Here is a 17,110-nt window from a genome sequence, read left to right as displayed (position 1 = left end):
ATAGTGTTAAATATAAAAAATAGTCCTCACAGAGCAATCCTGTAAGGTTTTAATGATATATTTTTCCAAATAACTAAATGCACAATCATTAGGTTATCTCGTTTCCTCCTAAACTTCAACCTTGATTTTTACAAAAATAGAAATTTAAGGTTGATAAAGTGTTCTATTTTAAGAAATCTATATACATGGAAACCTTCATTGTTATAGCCCTTACTGCCTATAAATGTTGTATTATTCCTCTATACTTTTCTCAAAGTTAAATAAATTTATTTCATTCGCATTCCTTCACATACATTTTTAAATTTTTTATAAATTTACCCCTTCATAATTTGCAATTTATTGTTTTTGTGAAAAAAAATAGACTTTCATAAGTCTATTTTTTAAAAAATTCGAGTTTGATTTTTTTTTCAAAATGTTATAAAGTTGTTTCCGAATTAATTTTTTCCAAAAATATCATTTCAAGGAGGATTATTCCATGCAAGAATCACACAAAAAAAATACTAAAAGAAAGGTAGTCGCATCACTATTATGTTTATCTGTATTAGCAGCCCCGGTTGTATCCGAAGCCTCTGCAGCACAAAACACAGTTTCTAAGATTAGTAGTGAGGAACAAGTTGGTCATATGATTTTACAGGTCACTCCAAGTAACCCGACTCCTATGCCAGGCGAAACAATAACATATCAATACAAACTTACAAATGCAACGAATAAAGTAATTAAAGATGTGTGGGTTGTAGACTGGCATGTTAACATGCTGCAAGAATATTTTGACTTAGGTAATGATAACGCTTTCGGACCTGGAGAAACAATTACACTCTCCAAAAAATATACTGTTCCAAAGGATGTAGAAGAGGGGAAAACTTTTCGAAGCCTAGCTACTGTATACGGTACTGCTGATGGAAAACAAATAAAAATAGCGGGGAAATCATCTATTACCGTAGATGTAGTGAAGCCAGAGATTTCATTAAGAATTTCAACGAATAAAGAAGTTGTAACACCTGGGGAAAAAATAACTTATACTTATAAAATTAAAAATACGGGTAATAGAAACTTAACGAATGTTTGGGGCGCGGATTGGCATCTTGGTATGCATCAGGAATATGCCGACATTGGTGCTGACAATATTTTATCACCTGGAGAAGAAGCAACTGTTCAGAAGGAATTCATTGTCCCAGAAGATGCTGAAGATGAGAAGCTTATTTACAGTGTAGCATCTTACTACGGTTATTATGGCGATACAAAAGTCCAACAAGATTCGCGAGTTGGTATTACAGTAAGTCACAATCTTATTACAAAAGCTCAAAAAGCAGTGAATAGCCTATTTGCTGATGAAAGTTATTCCACATTACATGCTCATATTTCTCAAAATGAAATTGATGCAGCTCAAAAAGCAGTAATGCTACTTCCTGATGCAAAACATAAACATCAATTAGATAAAGAAATGGAACAAGCTCAAAATTTATTTAACTTACTTAATGATGCACGTAGCACTGTGCATGGACTCTTTGCAGATGATGCTCACTCCAAACTAGGTGCAGAAACAACTCAACAAGATATTAATGCTGCAAAAGAAAATGTTAGCAAACTTCCTAACAACCAAAATAAAACAGATTTATTAAATGAAATTCAAAATGCTCAGCGCCTTCTCAAAGAACAAGAAGTAACAAAATTAAACAATGCTCAAAAGACTGTGAATGATCTTTTCTTAGACGAAAATCACATCGCATTAAATAATGGACTTAGCGAAAAGGACATCGAGAAAGCACTAGAGAAAGTACAACTTATATCAAATCAAAAAGACAAAAATAATCTAATGAAAGAAATTGAAAAAGCTCAAAACCTATTAAATTCACTAAATGAAACTCGGGAAATTTTGAATAATCTATTTACGGATGATTATCATACAGCACTAAAAGAAACTACTACACAAGCAAGTATTGATACTGCAAAAGAAAATGTTGACCAACTTCCTAGCAACAATGACAAAAAATCTTTACTAAAAGAGATTGAAAAAGCTCAAAATCTACTAAATTCTGCTCAGGCTTTCAAATTGCAAGATGCTCAAAAAGCGATTAACGATTTATTCACGGCCAATGATCATAAAACGTTAAAAGCTGCTATTAAACAGGATGACATTGATGCTGCCAAAGCGAAAGTTGATCAACTAAATAATACTGAAAACAAAACAAATCTATTAAAAGAAATTGAAAAAGCTCAAAACCTTTTCTTTGAACTACAAACTGGTCAAAAGCTCTTAGAATCATTATTTACAGACGGAATTGGATCTCCTGTTAAGGTTGGTATCACGCAATCTGATATTAAAAAAGTACAAGAAGAACTCAAAAAATTACCTGATAGCCCTGGTCGCACAAAATTATTAAGTAGGGTTCCAGTTAACTTCTCTAATATTAGTTGGTATACAAAACAATTCGGAAATAAAAATGTAACTGATACAGCAGAAATCAAAGTTTCAAAACTTTATAAAAATACAAACCGTGAGCCATTTATTGATTTTAACTTTGCTTATACGTTAAAAGGTGCCCAAATTACAGTTTCAAATCGTGATGTTCTTGAGGCATCTATCGCCCCAGAACATGCAGAAGCAGGTAATTTAAACATGAAAATTCTAAATAGAGGTACTACAAAAGTAACAATTAGTTCTGCTGATGGTTTATACTTTAAAGAGATTACAATAAAAGTTTTATAAAATTAAAGGGATAGTTAGTAAATCTGACTATCCTTTTCTTTTTTTATTCTATATCTACCATTAGGTTAATCATAACTTATAGCTTTAAACTATACAGTTAGATTAATCGAAAGTGATGATGAAAAGCAATACATATTTTTAAAAAATAATACAAATTTAGTCGCTTATACAAATAACCTCTAAAATTAGAAAATACAACACTATCAGTACCCTTTTTGTTCCAAATTATAAATGTATATCTAACAAAAATAAACCAGTTACTTTTCAGCAACTGGTTTATTTCTGCTAACTTAATAGTCATGTTCTTCTATAAGAGACTTTTTCTTACTACCCATATTAATCCTAATAAAACGCATAAAAATTTCCAGATACAGGTCCTTGAGAAAGATTTGTAACTTTCATTACATAGATACCACGTTGAATATTATTAAAATACAACTTTCCTTGCTCTTTTGTATACATGCCTGTTAGTGTTCTTGCAGAAGATTTTCCTAATGGACTAAGTGGAATTAATTCATACATAACTTTTACTTCACTTCCATCTCTTGTGTACTGCATTGCTCCAATTGTCACATCATTTACTGGATGATCAAATAAATATAAATCATTCATTCCAGGCATCCATTTAAATGATCCTCCCTGCTCAAGAGAAAAACTAAAGTTCTCTGATGTTTCTTTAGCAAACACATCATTTGCCCCTATAAGCATAAAAGCAAATATAAAACTCATTGCAGCCCCTAAAATCTTTTTCATAGTTACTAATTTCCCCCTTTTAATATTTTGATTCACATAATGGATTCCCTTTCCCAATACGAAACGCCTGTATTCTTTTGGAATGTTAACATTTTATACAAATAATAACTTTTTCTATAACATAGTGAAAATTCTAACATTAACTCTTTCAACACATCTTTTTTCTATTCAAAAATTAGGCAGTGTTCATGATATATCAGAAGAAATTGTTAACAAATTAATTAGAACCTATTCTCCTATTACATCCATAGTTGAAAAAGAAGTGCTTCTTTTATAAGAAATTTTTTTCTAAACATACAATATTCTTTTGATATAGAATTCTCCACTATACTTTTTGAGCGTTGTTCAAAAAAAAAAGACATCCTTCCGGATGCCTTTCCAAAGTTTCTCAGTATACACATTTTACGAATTTGATAGGACGTTAGGTTCGAATCTAACGATTAAAGAAAAATCCAATCTGTTCTATTACATTATATACTAATCTGGACTAGCAACCTTATGTAATTTTACATATTGAACACAACCCATGCCTAAAGGCGATGGGCTTTCTCGTTCGGAAATGGCTGCAATAATGAATTCAAATATGAAATTTTGCATATATTAAAAAAACAATCTACTTCCTTACTAGTCAATGCTAAGATTATACATGAGGGTGATGTTAGATTATATATCAAATGGAGGAATATTTATGAAAAGAAAAATTTTTGCTTTAGCTTCAGTAATTGCTTTATCAGCCCCTATTCAAAGTGTGGCGTTTGCACATGAAAATAACCATCAATATGGGACATCTTTTGGTCATAAGTGGTCCGCAGAAGCCATCCATGATGAAGGAGTAAGTACTCATTTATGGATTGTTAACCGAGGCATTGAAGTTATGGCCCAAAATAAGACCGTTGTGAAGCCAAATGAGATATCTCTATTAAATGAATGGCGTAATGAGTTAGAGAAGGGTGTCTACTCTGCCGATTATGAAAATCCGTACTTTGATAATGGTACATTCGCTTCACACTTCTATGATCCTGATACAGGAAGTACGTATCTTCCACTTGCCAAACACGCAAAAGAAACAGGAGCAAAATATTTCAAATTAGCTGGTGAATCCTATCAAAATAAAGATTTTGAAAATGCATTTTTCTATTTAGGATTATCACTTCATTATTTAGGGGATGTTAATCAGCCTATGCATGCAGCGAACTTTACCAACGTTTCGCTTCCTATGGCCTTACACTCAAAATATGAAAACTTCGTCGATACTGTGAAAGACAATTATAAAGTAAAAGATGGAAATGGCTATTGGAATTGGAAAAGTGTAAATCCAGAAGATTGGGTTCATGCTTCTGCAGTTGGTGCAAAAGCAGATTTCCCACTAATTGTTAATGATAAGACAAAAAAGTTGTTTATAGATGCTGCTATATCACAAGAAGCTGCTGATAAATGGCGCGCTGAAGTAACACCGGTGACTGGAAAGCGTTTAATGGAAGCACAACGTATTACAGCTGGATATATCCACTTATGGTTTGATACATATGTGAATAATAAATAACAAAATACGAAAAGAGAGTCCTTTTTCTAAGAAGGCACTCTCTTTTTTCAATTAGATAGTTTTTCCATGATCTAAACAAAGTAGATTAACTTTAACTGATTACTTTTCCATAGATTGTTTAGCAATACCAAAAGATAAAATCCCTGTAAAAATCATTACAGTTAAAAGTACTTTTTTCATTATTTTCAGGCTCCCTTCTCTAAATCCTTTTTGTCAGCATCTAGAGCAATGTGAAGGTATCTACTGGCTTGCTCATAATTGTTAAGGTCATAGAACTTATTTCCGAGAATTGAAGCATATTCTTTTACATGACCCCATAAATTTTCTTTCTTGAAGTAATGGATTCCTATCATAATAACTTTCTCTAGCTCCTCAACCTTAGCTTTCTTATTCAGTTCTCTTAAGATAGCAAAGTGGCACTTATATTCTTTAAGTGTTGTAAGGTTATATCCTTGATCAATTAGATTTGCAGCAAGAAAATTACCTCCTAACTTATAGTATTCCCTCGCTAATAAAAACATAGTTTTAGGGTTATTCTTTAAAGAATCCTTTAAATATTTAATCGCTAACTCTGGAAGGTTTTGATCTGTATATAATAATCCTAAATTATGTTTTACTTTACCTATTAGTTTTTCTTCACTATATTTTTCAAATATTCTAAGAGCCGAAATGAAATTATCCTCCGCAATTTCATACATTCTAAGTTTAGTACAAGAAAGTCCTATGGTATTTTGACAGGAAGCAACTTTTATCATTTTAACCAAGAAGACTCCTTCCTCAAGGAACGCGAAGTGAGTATGTGGGAGATGAATTGGCTTCGAACAAGGAATGGCAGGAAGCCATCTTAATTGTTCGACATACATAAACTGTTACTTCACTACCAATCGAATGTATGTTTGTTGTATAATAGAAACATATCGAAATGGGGGTGAAACGAATGATGATCAATAAAGCATATAAATTTCGTATCTATCCAAATAAAGCACAAGCGACTCTAATCAATAAAACAATTGGCTGTTCTCGTTTTGTATTCAATCATTTCCTATCTCTATGGGATAATGCATACAAAGAAACAGGAAAAGGTTTGACATATGGTACATGCTCTGCCAAACTTCCTGCCATGAAGAAAGAGTTTGTTTGGCTAAAAGAAGTGGATAGTATTGCGATTCAGTCGTCTGTTCGCAACCTTACGGATGCTTATACACGCCTTTTCAAAAAACAAAACAATGCCCCGCGTTTCAAATCTAAGAAGAACAACGTACAATCTTATACCACAAAACAAACAAATGAAAACATTGCCGTTGTAGGAAACAAAATAAAATTGCCAAAACTAGGTCTTGTTCGATTTGCCAAAAGTCGTGAAGTAAAAGGACGTATTTTAAATGCTACAGTTAGACGGAACCCTTCTGGCAGATACTTTGTGTCATTGTTAGTTGAAACAGAAGTGCAAGAACTTCCGAAAACAAATTCTTACATTGGAATGGATGTGGGACTAAAAGATTTCGCCATTTTGTCAGATGGAACAACCTATAAAAATCCGAAGTTTTTTCGATCATTAGAAGAGAAGTTGGCAAAAGCACAGCGTGTTCTTTCTAGAAGAATGAAAGGATCTTCTCGCTGGAATAAACAACGAGTAAAAGTAGCTAGAATTCATGAATACATGACGAATGCTAGAAAAGATTACTTGGACAAAATCTCGACTGAAATCATCAAAAACCACGATGTTATCGGTATAGAGGATTTGCAAGTATCGAATATGTTAAAGAATCATAAGTTAGCAAAAGCAATTAGTGAGGTATCATGGTCTCAGTTTCGAACTATGTTGGAATATAAGGCAAAATGGTACAGCAAACAAATCATTGTCGTATCGAAAACATTTGCTTCAAGCCAATTATGTTCTTGTTGTGGATATCAAAACAAAGACGTTAAAAATCTAAACCTACGTAAATGGGACTGTCCTTCTTGTTGTACACACCATGATAGGGATATTAACGCAAGTATCAATCTAAAGAATGAAGCGATAAGGCTTCTAACCGCAAGGACTGTGGAGATAGCCTAATAAATTAGAGCTCGATAGAACTCTTTACTTAGGAATCCCCCTCTTCTAAATGAAGTGAAAGTGGGGGTAGTTCAATTCATACCCTGTATGTTTAGAAAATATCTCTTTTGCCTTATTTGCATATTTAGCAGCCAACAATGGGTTTAAGAATTGATAATGGAATACTGCAAACATGTAATCAAATTCAGCCTTTTCTAATTCATCTGGAATAGTTGCTAAAAGTTTTTCAGCCTTCTCATATTGTCCCTTAGCTTCATTATGATTTCCAATTGAAATTGCATAAATAGCTTTGAAGAAATGATAATAATATTTCAAATATGTTTCAGATTGCTCTGGAAATGGAGCAATCTTTTCTAGACAATCTTTAGAACCATCTATATCACAAATCAATAAATTATATCTAAAGTTAAGTAGTGAATAATAGATAGAGTTATTACTATCTCCTTCAATACTATGAATATTTCTATCTATTTCTTCCTTTAAGTGTTTAGCTTTTATTATATGTTGAGAAATAATTGAATTATACCAACTGCTTAATAATGTTATCATTTCTTCCTTTTCAATTATAAGTGCATCCATAATACCCCTCACCCTAATATATTAATTATTATCATAAAAAAAACAAATTTTCTGGTAATTTTTTATAAAAAGTTAGATAATACTTAATGTACTATCTAACTTTCCATAATGTAGTCGAAACACTGTCAGAACACGGCCTATCTCTTGCTTATACAATAATAATGCGATGAGTTCTTCAATGTCGCTAAGAACTATATTTCTCGTTTACTTAATTTTTGCTGCATCAAAGGCCTTTTGAACCGCTTGAACTTCAGTTGAGTTAGCTCCATATTTATTCGTCGCAACTCGAATACATGCTAGTCTCAATTCAGAGAAATCAGAAGTCATGTTTAATTCATCAGTATTTGCATAATGGAAAATATCAAACATTTTATCCTCGCCAATTCCTTTTACAGTTACACCGTTATGAGTTCCACCTGTTGCAATTAGATAAGCAACTTTATTAATGATACTTGAGTTAAAATGAACGCCTCCTTGATCCCATCCATTAAAATCGTTAAATTCACTATAATCATCTGGATAAGGTACCCCAGCTGAAGACGGAACTGAAGACGGATTGGCCATATCCCGGAAAACTGATCCGGTTTGTTCTCCCATTGTCCAGTTAAAAGTCCCATTATTTATGTATTTTTCAATAGATGTTCCCATAATATCAGACAATGCCTCGTTAATCGCACCAGATTCTCCATAGTATTCAAGATTAGATTCACTAGATGTAACCGCATGTGTAAATTCATGTCCTGCTACGTCATATGCCTTTACAATAGGGTCTCCATATACAAGCATACTACCATTATTAGCACTTAATGCATTCTGCCAATTTTTCGGATCATTTGTATCCTCAGAGTCCCATGCGTGTACAACTGATACTACTTTTTGCCCTTTATTATCAAAACTATTACGCTTGTATTTATCTTTATAAAAATCATATACTTTTGTTGCTAAGTAATGAGCGCTTACCGCCTTTGGATCATTAAACGTTGTTGAAGTGCTAGTTGCTAATGTTCCAGGATAATATCTTTCTTCTTTAGCAATATCCCTGTAATTCACATCATATGTTTCAATTCCCTGCCCTCGTGTATAATCAGCAAGCGCATATTTTCCGTTACTTTGTTTAGAAATGCCGAATGTACGAGATACACCTAAATCATCTTTTCCTGTCCCAGTTAATGGTGCAAGATTATTTTTTCTACTTTCTTTTAAGGCTCCAACAAGCTTTTCACTTGCTTTTAAGTCCGATTCTTTCAACATATTTTTCAACATTTCTCCATTATGTGCATTCACTAAATAAGTACCAGATACATAGTTTGGTGTTGCTGCTTCAAATGTAACTTGGTATGCATTGCTAGCTTGTCCATTATTTTCATCAACAAAAATAACTTCCTTTACTTCTGGCTCAGAAATAAACTTGATATCGTTCCCGTACTTTGTATAAATATATTGTTTCGCTTCTTCTTTTGATAGATTAATAGCCTTTTTCAAATCTTCTTGTTTTAAATTTTGCGCGCTATCTCCTGAAACACTTTTAATTACACCCTTATTATCTACATGCGCAGTTAATTGATGGCCATATACTTCTTTTCCTTCATATGTTTGTTGCAAACGTACAAGTGTAGTTCCATCATAAGAACCACGTTTTTGAAGGACTTTATAATCTACTCCTGTTTCTCCATTCACTTGTTTTTGAGACAAAGCTTGCTCTGTTTTCTCCTTAAGAGCATCTTTTACTACATTCTCTGGTGCCTTTTGTGATGGTTGCGTAAGTTCACCTGTACGGAATGAATCCTCCTGAATTTGAACTTGTAGTTGATCTGTTTCCTCTGCATGACCTACTCCATATGGTGTTACAGTTGTTAAAGCTAATCCTGTTGTTAATGCAACTGTAGCTAAAGTTTTTTTATTACTCATGTTTTTCACCTCATATAATTTACTGAAATATTAATCTCACGAAAATTATACTGTCTATCCATGTCGAAAAAAAGCAAAATACTGAATTTATGTAATATTATGCAAAATTACATAATTTAAGATTAATGATTTATTTCTGACCCCACCCTATTACCATCTATTTAAGAATTCAAAATTAGCCCAAAACAAAAAAATGAGCGCAATCCTTATGGAAACCTATGAAAAGATGAGACTTTCGTTTTTGGGGCACTTCAAAATCTTAGCTTGATAGGCATGTGGCGGTAACCCAGTGCCATCAAGTTAAGATAAATCTGTATTCCTATAACGAAAAAAACGTTATTCTTTTTGTAGAAATACATAGAAAGAATAACGTTTTTTTTACACTTGGGGGTGGTGAAAATTTTTAAGTTGATGGGCATGGCCTTAGCATATCAAAAATAGAAAATTGTACGTTTAGACACAATTTGGATACATTGAAATGTTTTCCTTTAAAATATCTCATTTATGATTCCCCTCATCCTGTTTTGCAAAAGTTTAGCTTAGTTTTAAACACTTTGCAACAGAACCATGATAGGTTTAATGAAAAGAGCCCTAAGGAGATAGGGGCTCTTTAGGGCTCACCTAATCGGATAAACTGATTAGGAGGAATATAAATATTTTAACATATAGATGACTCATCTGAAGGTAACAAAAAGATAACAAATGCCTAAAACTGAATCCACTTGTGGAATTGATGTTGGATTAAAAGATTTTACCATTTTTTCTGATGGCACAACATACAAGAACCCTAAATTTTTCCGTACATTAAAAAAAAGTTAGCGAAAGCAAAGCGTATCCTTTCTAGAAGAACAAAAGGTTCTTCGAACTGGAATAAACAACGCCATCCTTTCCTATGATTTTACAGAAAGAATAACGTATTTTATTCATTTTGAGGGCCACTTGATGAGCATAGGGTATCAGAAAAAACACGTTAAGATTAGTAATTACATACTATTTCATTTCATACAAAAGGAATTTTTTCATTATTAACGAAAGTGTATGTTAACTAGATGAATTCATTCATACACAGTACTACAAAAAGACATAGGAACAATCTTATATCATGCTATCTAATTATAACCTGTTTAAGAAGCTAATAAAATTAAGGAGAAACATTACATGGGTAAAAAAGTATTGTTTTTTGGAGATTTTGGAATTGACGATACAATAGCTATTACATATGCACATTTAACAGATAAAATTGATGTCATAGGGATTGTTGCAGACTATGGGAACGTACCTAAAGCCGAAGTTGTTAGAAATGTTCGCTTTTTACTTAAAAGTGTAGGAAAAGAATATATAAAAGTTTTTGGTGGGGCAGAGCATTCCATGTCTTCAGAAGCTGAAACTTTTTATCCAGAAGTTCACGGTAAATTTGGGATAGGGCCCATTTACCCAGGACTAGAGCTTCAAACATTTGAGAATTTTTTTGAGGTTCTTACACTTATTAAGCAGTATAAAAATGAACTTATTATCGTGAATACCGGAAGGCTAACTTCACTTGCAACTTTATTTCTCCTTTATGGAGATTTGATGGAATATGTACATTCTTATTATATTATGGGAGGAGCTTTTCTATATCCAGGAAATGTTACTCCCATTGCCGAAGCTAACTTTTATGGCGATCCTGTAGCGGCCAATATTATAATGGGATACGCAAAGAATCTATCAATTTATCCCTTGAATGTTACACAATCGGCTATCGTGACACCAGAAATGGTCAATTATATTCACTCTAAAGGAAAAACTAAGTTTTTAAAGCCTCTTTTAGACTATTACTATTATCAATTTTATCAAAAAAAAGTTCCTGGAATACAAGGTAGCCCGGTTCATGATGCGCTCACTTTGATTGCGATTAATCGTGATGATATTTTTACGTACCATCAATCAGCAGTGACGGTTAATGCACTTGATACTGTACGAGGACAAAGTATAGGAGATTTTAGATCTACTTTTGAACCAGAAACATTCGGTAATCGTCCAAAACATAGGATTGCAATACAAATGAATTATGAACAGTTTTTTAAGGAGTTTATGACTGTAATGACTGGCGACCTATTTTAGTGAAAAACCTTATATAAGAGGATGTTTTGCTAGCTTAATAGCAATACATCCCCACGTCCATCAAGTTAAGATTTTAAAGTACCCTCTAAATGGAAATTTTGTGTTTTTATAGACCTGAAATTTATTTTTATCGTTTTTGGGCATGTGGTTCTACCCCACATCCATCAACTTAAGGAATATTTTGAAGTATCCCTAAAACAAAAATTTTATATCACTACAACAGTCATTTATGAGAATTTAGGTCATTTTATTTATTGCTATGCTGTTTTCTTGTGACACACAGTACAATTATAGACAACACCTAAAATATTAAAGACTGTCTTTTTCTTATAACAGTGGAACTTTCGCCGTTTTTCTGTAGGAGGATAAACAGGCGAAGCAGGATTACTTGAGTTGGAAGCTCTTGATACAATACGATATAGGCTTCGTGAATTTCGTGGATTTGTCCTGGTTGTAGCTGAAATGGATTTGGCGATTGTTACAGGAAAAAAGAACCGACATTTTTACAAATCTGAAAAATCGAAAATGACTGTTTATGAAACAATCTATATTTATACTTAAAGTTGGTGCTACTTCTTTATTGCATTAAATAGTAATGTAATTTACAATACGTTTAAATGATTAAATTCTTAAACGGAAGGTAATGTTAGTAAAATGAACTGTAATGATAAAGTAATGCATATTTTAGAAAATTTAAGACCATGTTTTCAAGGGTTGGGAGATCCAACTCGTCAGCAAATTGTATCGCTTTTAATTGATAAAGATAGCTTGAATGTGACGCAAATTGCGGAGCATATTCCCATGTCAAGACCTACTGTATCTCATCATTTGAAAATATTGAAACAATCAGGGTTACTTCAAGTTCAGAAAAAAGGCACTGAAATGTATTATTGTCTTGAATTTAATGAAACAATAAATCTTTTAAAAGAACTTGTTTCTTTAGTTGAAGATGAATGTAAGAATTAGGTACTCATTTATAGTTTAGGGACACCTTTGTCCCTTTTTTTAGCGACATTACGTTAATTAGTTTAAGTTTTTAATCATTTAAACTTATGATCTCATACTAATTAAAATGGAGGTTTCAGATGAATAAGAAAACAGTATTAATTGTTGGTGGGTATGGAGTTGTTGGTAGTCAAATTGCTCAAATTTTACATAATCGACATCCTGATTTGGAAATTAGATTAGGAGGAAGAACCTTAGGGAAAGCGTTACCTTTTGAATCAGAGAGAGTAAAAATAGTCAAGATAGACAACACAACAGATGATCCTCTAAGAAATTTGGATGATAATTTCACATTAATTGTTAATGCGGTTAATGACCCGCAAGATAGACTACTTCTATCTGCAGTTCGAAAAAAAATTCCATTGGTTGACATTACTCGTTGGACTGAACGCTTTAAGAGTTCTATTGATCGATTAAAAAATGTTGAGGTCCAATCCCCTGTTGTATTAGCTTCAGGGTGGATGGGGGGGACAGCAGCCCTTTTTGCTAAAATTTATTCAAAAGATCTTCAAGAGGTTACGGTTGATATCAACGCACTATATTCTCTTCAAGACAAAGCAGGACCAAATTCAACAGCATATATGGATCGGTTAACTATTCCGTTTGAAGTCAAAGCTCGAGAGGGAATGCGACAGGCTTATCCAATGACTAATCCAATCAAAGTCCGCTTTCCTAACGGTTATATAACCAAATGTTATCGTTTGGATACTCCTGATCACGTAACACTGCCAGAATCAATTCATGCTGTTTCGGCTAACTTTCGTATTGCTTTTGATAGTAAAATATCTACATATGGACTGGTTTCTCTGGTGAATACAGGAATTTGGAAAATGATTAGTGGAGAAAAATTTAACGATTTACGGAAAAATATTCTCTATAAACCTGGAAGGGGAAGTGCACATAACATAGTTATTCACCTTAAAGGTTATGATGCTAATGGTGTATTGCATAGACGATGTGTGAACATATCCGATCCGTTAGGACAGACACATCTTACGGCTTTAGGAGCAGCTGTCCAAGCAGAGAAAATTTTACAAACATCTGATATTGTGGTTCCGGATTCTGAAATTTACTTTCCGGAAAATCTATTAGATTTGGGTGTGAATGCATCTGCAATTATAGATTTTTATAGAGAATATGGGGTTAATATTACGAAAGAAAATATATAAAAGGTACCGTTCTATACTTGGTAGTACACATATGGCTATCAAGATAAGAAATACAAATATCTCCAAAATGAGAGAATGTACATCTTCATGTGAAAATGTACATTTTTTTGTTTTGCGGTGTTATAAAATTCTTAAGTTGATGGATGTGGGGTATCGCCACATGCCCATCAACTTAAGGATACATGCAAAATGAACTTCGGTTCATATGAACGGAAAAACTCTTAAAATATTTTGTACCATGAGTTATCCAGTAGCATTATTAGCAACAGGTGTAACAATTGTGGTCGATGCTGGGATATATGTTGGTAAGAAAATTAATACAAGTAAAGCTAAAAAAGTTGCAGTAAAATTCACTCCTTAAAAAATGCACGATGAAGCTGCAGTAAAAAATTAAAACCTCTTCATAAATACAAGAGTTAGTTTTATTGTTGGTTAGTTACTCAACAGGCTATAAGAAATAATAGATTTTTTTGTAACGTTTTTGTGTTCGGGGAGTCTTACATATGAAAGCGTGGTGATAATGTGACAGAATTTAATGAGATTTATCAACAATACTTTGGTAAGGTTTACAAATATGTTTTTTCTTTGTGTAGAGATGCTGAGTAGAAGCACACTAACAGGTTATTAAGCGCTAAAGCGTAAGGTTGTTGTTTGCCATTTAATAAGCTTTAGCGTTTTAGAGTGGACGCGGTCCCACTACCCGCTGGCTATTTAAACAGTACATATTCCAACTACCTTCATACGTGTATGCGTTTCATCAATCATCCCCTTGACTCTCTACTTTTAGTACTGTATAGTACTAATATGAAGAAAAATACACTTAGCAATAAAGATATTGCTCTACAATCCGCTTTTACACTGTTTCTTACTAAAGGTTTTCTGGCAACAAGCATGGACGACATAGTCGCACATAGCAAAGTTTCAAAAACGAACATTTATTATTATTTTAAGAGCAAGGAGGAGCTGCTGCTCGCTATTGTTAATCAGTTGATAGCACATTACGAGCAGCGAATTAATTATATTGTGTCTCAAACTGAGCTCACCGTTCAAGATAAATTAGAAGCGGTACTCCACATTTTAAGCGATACTATTGAACAAAATAACTACCTTGGCGGTTGCCCTTTCCTGACTCTGTACACACAGACGCCTATTGACGCCATTGAAATTAGAGATAGAATCAAGGTTTTTTTTGAAAAACAGCTGAATGGTGTTGAATTGATTTTAGCCCAAGGGATTGCACGGCAAGAACTAAGGGCCGAGCTGCCCGTTAAACAAACAGCTACGTTGATTGTCTCCTCTATTGAGGGTGCTCTCTTCTTGGCTCAAGCTTCTAACAACCAAGATATGATCAAAAATTTATTTCCTACTTTAGCTTCCATGCTAAAGTAATATTTTTAGCAATATTAGTACTAATTAGTACTATAAAATAATGAAGGAGTGTTTTTATTATGAATATCTTCATGACCGGTGGAACTGGTTATATTGGACGTCATCTAATCGCTGAGTTAGCTTCTCAGCATCAGATTTATGCACTTGTACGTCAAAAAAATCGTCTTCTTACCATCATCAATCAACTGGCGCCCGATCAACAGAACAACATTGTTCCCGTTATCGGTGATCTAGCACAGCCGCGATTAGGTTTAAGTGATGCCAGCTACAAGCAATTACTTGCGACTGATTTGATTATTCATGCAGGAGGTCCAATGAATATTGAGCTGAACCTCAGTGAAGCTGAGCAGTCTTTCCTCTACCCTGCAAAGTCCCTTGCTCGGCTAGCACAGGATATCCACGCTGCAAAAGAATTAAAGCATTTTATCCATGTCGTAGGCTTTATGAGTCCCTATCATGAACAAAATGCATTGTTGGATCTAGATCATTTGCTGGACAATCAACCGCCTTATGAAAAAATGAAGTTTTTAGCCGACTCTTATATACGAAAATCTCTTCATAACATGGGCATTCCCTTATCTACTGTTAATCCAAGTGTAATCGTCGGAGACTCCTTCTCAGGGAAAACGGAACAGATTGGAGGCCTTAGTATCTTAGTCGATGCCGTAAGGCGAAATCTTATGCCGCTTGTGCCCGGCGGCGACGATTATTGGTTGCCAATGGTTCATATTGATCATGTGGCTTCGTTTATTTCAAAACTTGCTAATACAGAGGGGTTATCAAGCAATACCTACTATCTTTTAAATTCTAAGCAAGAGAGTCCATCGATCCGAACTTTCATCAAACTCATGGCACACGAATTGCAGACAACACAGCCGTTAGGAACTATACCACTTCCGTTATTGAAAACTGTGCTTAGAATGGGTGCCGGTAAAATACTTGGTATTCCTAAAGAATCCATGAGTTTTCTTGTTAAGTCGGAATTCCCTGTTTACAGTAAATTAGAAATAGAACAAAGGAACGGCAGAAATTCATTCGTAGTTCCATCCACGCTCCCCTTTATCATTAGCGATTTGGATTATCGGTTAAATCATTTAGGCCTGAATCAAAATGAGCAGAAAGATTTTAGTCAACGAAGAAGGGCTAACTTAGTTTCGCTAGAGAAAGATAGGAATGAAACACCTATTATTTTTCTTCATGGGACGTTCAGCAATGCGGATGCCCTTTTGCCCCTCTCACAATTTTTAAGCAGTTTAAATACCTGGTTCGTAGATTTACCTGGATTTGGGCGTACCCCTTATCACCATAATCCTTCTGTGCTAGAAGGCTATGTAGAGAGCGTTTCTACTTTGATCGCTGAGTTGAACAGACCCGTTATATTAGTGGGGCATTCATTTGGCGGATTGATTGCGGCTCAAGTGATGGAACGGCTGCCCTCACTGATCAAACAACTCATTTTATTGCAGCCAGTACTTCATCCTATCCAACCTAAATATAGATTTCGACGTATTACAAGTTTCGTTCTAAAATATATGAAGCCCGTCCATTTGGAAAAAGAGCTACTTCAAGCCAATAGCTTCAGAGCATCCAGTCAGTTATTGAGTAATTACGCTCATTCTGTGGCTCGTGATTTAAAATCCCCCCGCATACGCAAAACTAACGCTACGGTCATGTCTTGCTTAACTATATCAAAATCCATTCAATTAAATCCCGAGACATGGGATAAGAGGAAAATTAAGATACTATGGGGAGCTTTGGACAAAGATCATCATGTCCCAAAGCAGTTTGAACACTTGGACATTACACATATTCAGTACGGTCATCAGTTTCCTGTTGAATCCCCTGAACTAACTGCTCAATGGATTTCTCAAGCTGTAACAATATAAAGGTTCTTT

The 17,110-nt window shown here is 34.0% G+C and carries 13 protein-coding genes and 1 pseudogene; 10 read left to right on the top strand and 4 right to left on the bottom strand.

What is annotated here, in order from left to right:
* Positions 1–475 precede the first annotated feature (475 nt).
* Positions 476–2,707, top strand: a complete 2,232-nt coding sequence (locus COC96_RS19655; RefSeq protein ID WP_098769186.1) for a toxin Cry1Ac domain D-VI-related protein — start codon at positions 476–478, stop codon at positions 2,705–2,707.
* 342 nt (positions 2,708–3,049) lie between these two features.
* Here the strand turns inward: COC96_RS19655 and COC96_RS19650 are convergent, their stop codons facing one another.
* Entirely contained in the window at positions 3,050–3,460 is a 411-nt protein-coding gene (locus COC96_RS19650; protein ID WP_098769185.1) for a hypothetical protein, read from the bottom strand.
* Between the two features lie 688 nt (positions 3,461–4,148).
* Here COC96_RS19650 and COC96_RS19645 point away from each other — a divergent pair.
* A complete protein-coding gene (locus tag COC96_RS19645; protein ID WP_098769184.1) occupies positions 4,149–5,003 on the top strand; it encodes a phospholipase C in 855 nt (284 codons plus the stop codon).
* Positions 5,004–5,188: 185 nt separating this feature from the next.
* Here COC96_RS19645 and COC96_RS19640 read toward each other — a convergent pair whose 3' ends face one another.
* Positions 5,189–5,767 (bottom strand): tetratricopeptide repeat protein, encoded by a 579-nt coding sequence (locus COC96_RS19640; RefSeq protein ID WP_257201972.1) that lies wholly within the window; start codon positions 5,765–5,767, stop codon positions 5,189–5,191.
* Between the two features lie 173 nt (positions 5,768–5,940).
* Here COC96_RS19640 and tnpB point away from each other — a divergent pair, with 173 nt between their 5' ends.
* On the top strand, positions 5,941–7,062 hold the full coding sequence (tnpB, locus tag COC96_RS19635) for an IS200/IS605 family element RNA-guided endonuclease TnpB (protein WP_098769183.1): 1,122 nt from the start codon (positions 5,941–5,943) through the stop codon (positions 7,060–7,062).
* A 45-nt stretch (positions 7,063–7,107) separates the two neighbouring features.
* On the opposite strand, the gene COC96_RS19630 is transcribed toward tnpB, so the two are convergent.
* Together COC96_RS19630 and COC96_RS19625 are read right to left on the bottom strand one after the other, a co-directional pair.
* Positions 7,108–7,641, bottom strand: a complete 534-nt coding sequence (locus COC96_RS19630; RefSeq protein ID WP_257201970.1) for a response regulator aspartate phosphatase — start codon at positions 7,639–7,641, stop codon at positions 7,108–7,110.
* Between the two features lie 204 nt (positions 7,642–7,845).
* Positions 7,846–9,549: a M4 family metallopeptidase gene (locus tag COC96_RS19625; RefSeq protein ID WP_098769182.1), complete on the bottom strand. Its 1,704-nt coding sequence runs from the start codon at positions 9,547–9,549 to the stop codon at positions 7,846–7,848.
* Between the two features lie 699 nt (positions 9,550–10,248).
* Here COC96_RS19625 and COC96_RS28140 point away from each other — a divergent pair.
* From COC96_RS28140 to COC96_RS19595, 7 genes and pseudogenes are all read left to right on the top strand, one after another.
* Positions 10,249–10,430: pseudogene (locus COC96_RS28140) on the top strand (transposase); the annotation flags it as partial.
* A 277-nt stretch (positions 10,431–10,707) separates the two neighbouring features.
* On the top strand, positions 10,708–11,652 hold the full coding sequence (locus tag COC96_RS19615; RefSeq protein WP_098769181.1) for a nucleoside hydrolase: 945 nt from the start codon (positions 10,708–10,710) through the stop codon (positions 11,650–11,652).
* Positions 11,653–12,306: 654 nt separating this feature from the next.
* Positions 12,307–12,618, top strand: coding sequence for an ArsR/SmtB family transcription factor (locus tag COC96_RS19610; RefSeq protein ID WP_000995769.1), 312 nt, complete (start codon positions 12,307–12,309; stop codon positions 12,616–12,618).
* Between the two features lie 119 nt (positions 12,619–12,737).
* On the top strand, positions 12,738–13,826 hold the full coding sequence (locus COC96_RS19605; RefSeq protein ID WP_098268431.1) for a saccharopine dehydrogenase: 1,089 nt from the start codon (positions 12,738–12,740) through the stop codon (positions 13,824–13,826).
* A gap of 238 nt (positions 13,827–14,064) precedes the next feature.
* Positions 14,065–14,187 (top strand): hypothetical protein, encoded by a 123-nt coding sequence (locus COC96_RS28135; protein WP_255287978.1) that lies wholly within the window; start codon positions 14,065–14,067, stop codon positions 14,185–14,187.
* A 443-nt stretch (positions 14,188–14,630) separates the two neighbouring features.
* On the top strand, positions 14,631–15,215 hold the full coding sequence (locus COC96_RS19600; RefSeq protein ID WP_225316016.1) for a TetR/AcrR family transcriptional regulator: 585 nt from the start codon (positions 14,631–14,633) through the stop codon (positions 15,213–15,215).
* Positions 15,216–15,274: 59 nt separating this feature from the next.
* Positions 15,275–17,101 carry an alpha/beta fold hydrolase gene (locus COC96_RS19595; protein WP_098268432.1) on the top strand — a complete coding sequence of 609 codons (1,827 nt, stop codon included), beginning with the start codon at positions 15,275–15,277 and terminating at the stop codon, positions 17,099–17,101.
* Positions 17,102–17,110: the final 9 nt, after the last annotated feature.

The organism is Bacillus cereus (assembly GCF_002577405.1).
GTDB lineage: Bacteria > Bacillota > Bacilli > Bacillales > Bacillaceae_G > Bacillus_A > Bacillus_A cereus_AU.
Note: the sequence above shows the minus strand (reverse complement) of the source record. Positions and strands in the feature narration are given on the sequence as shown.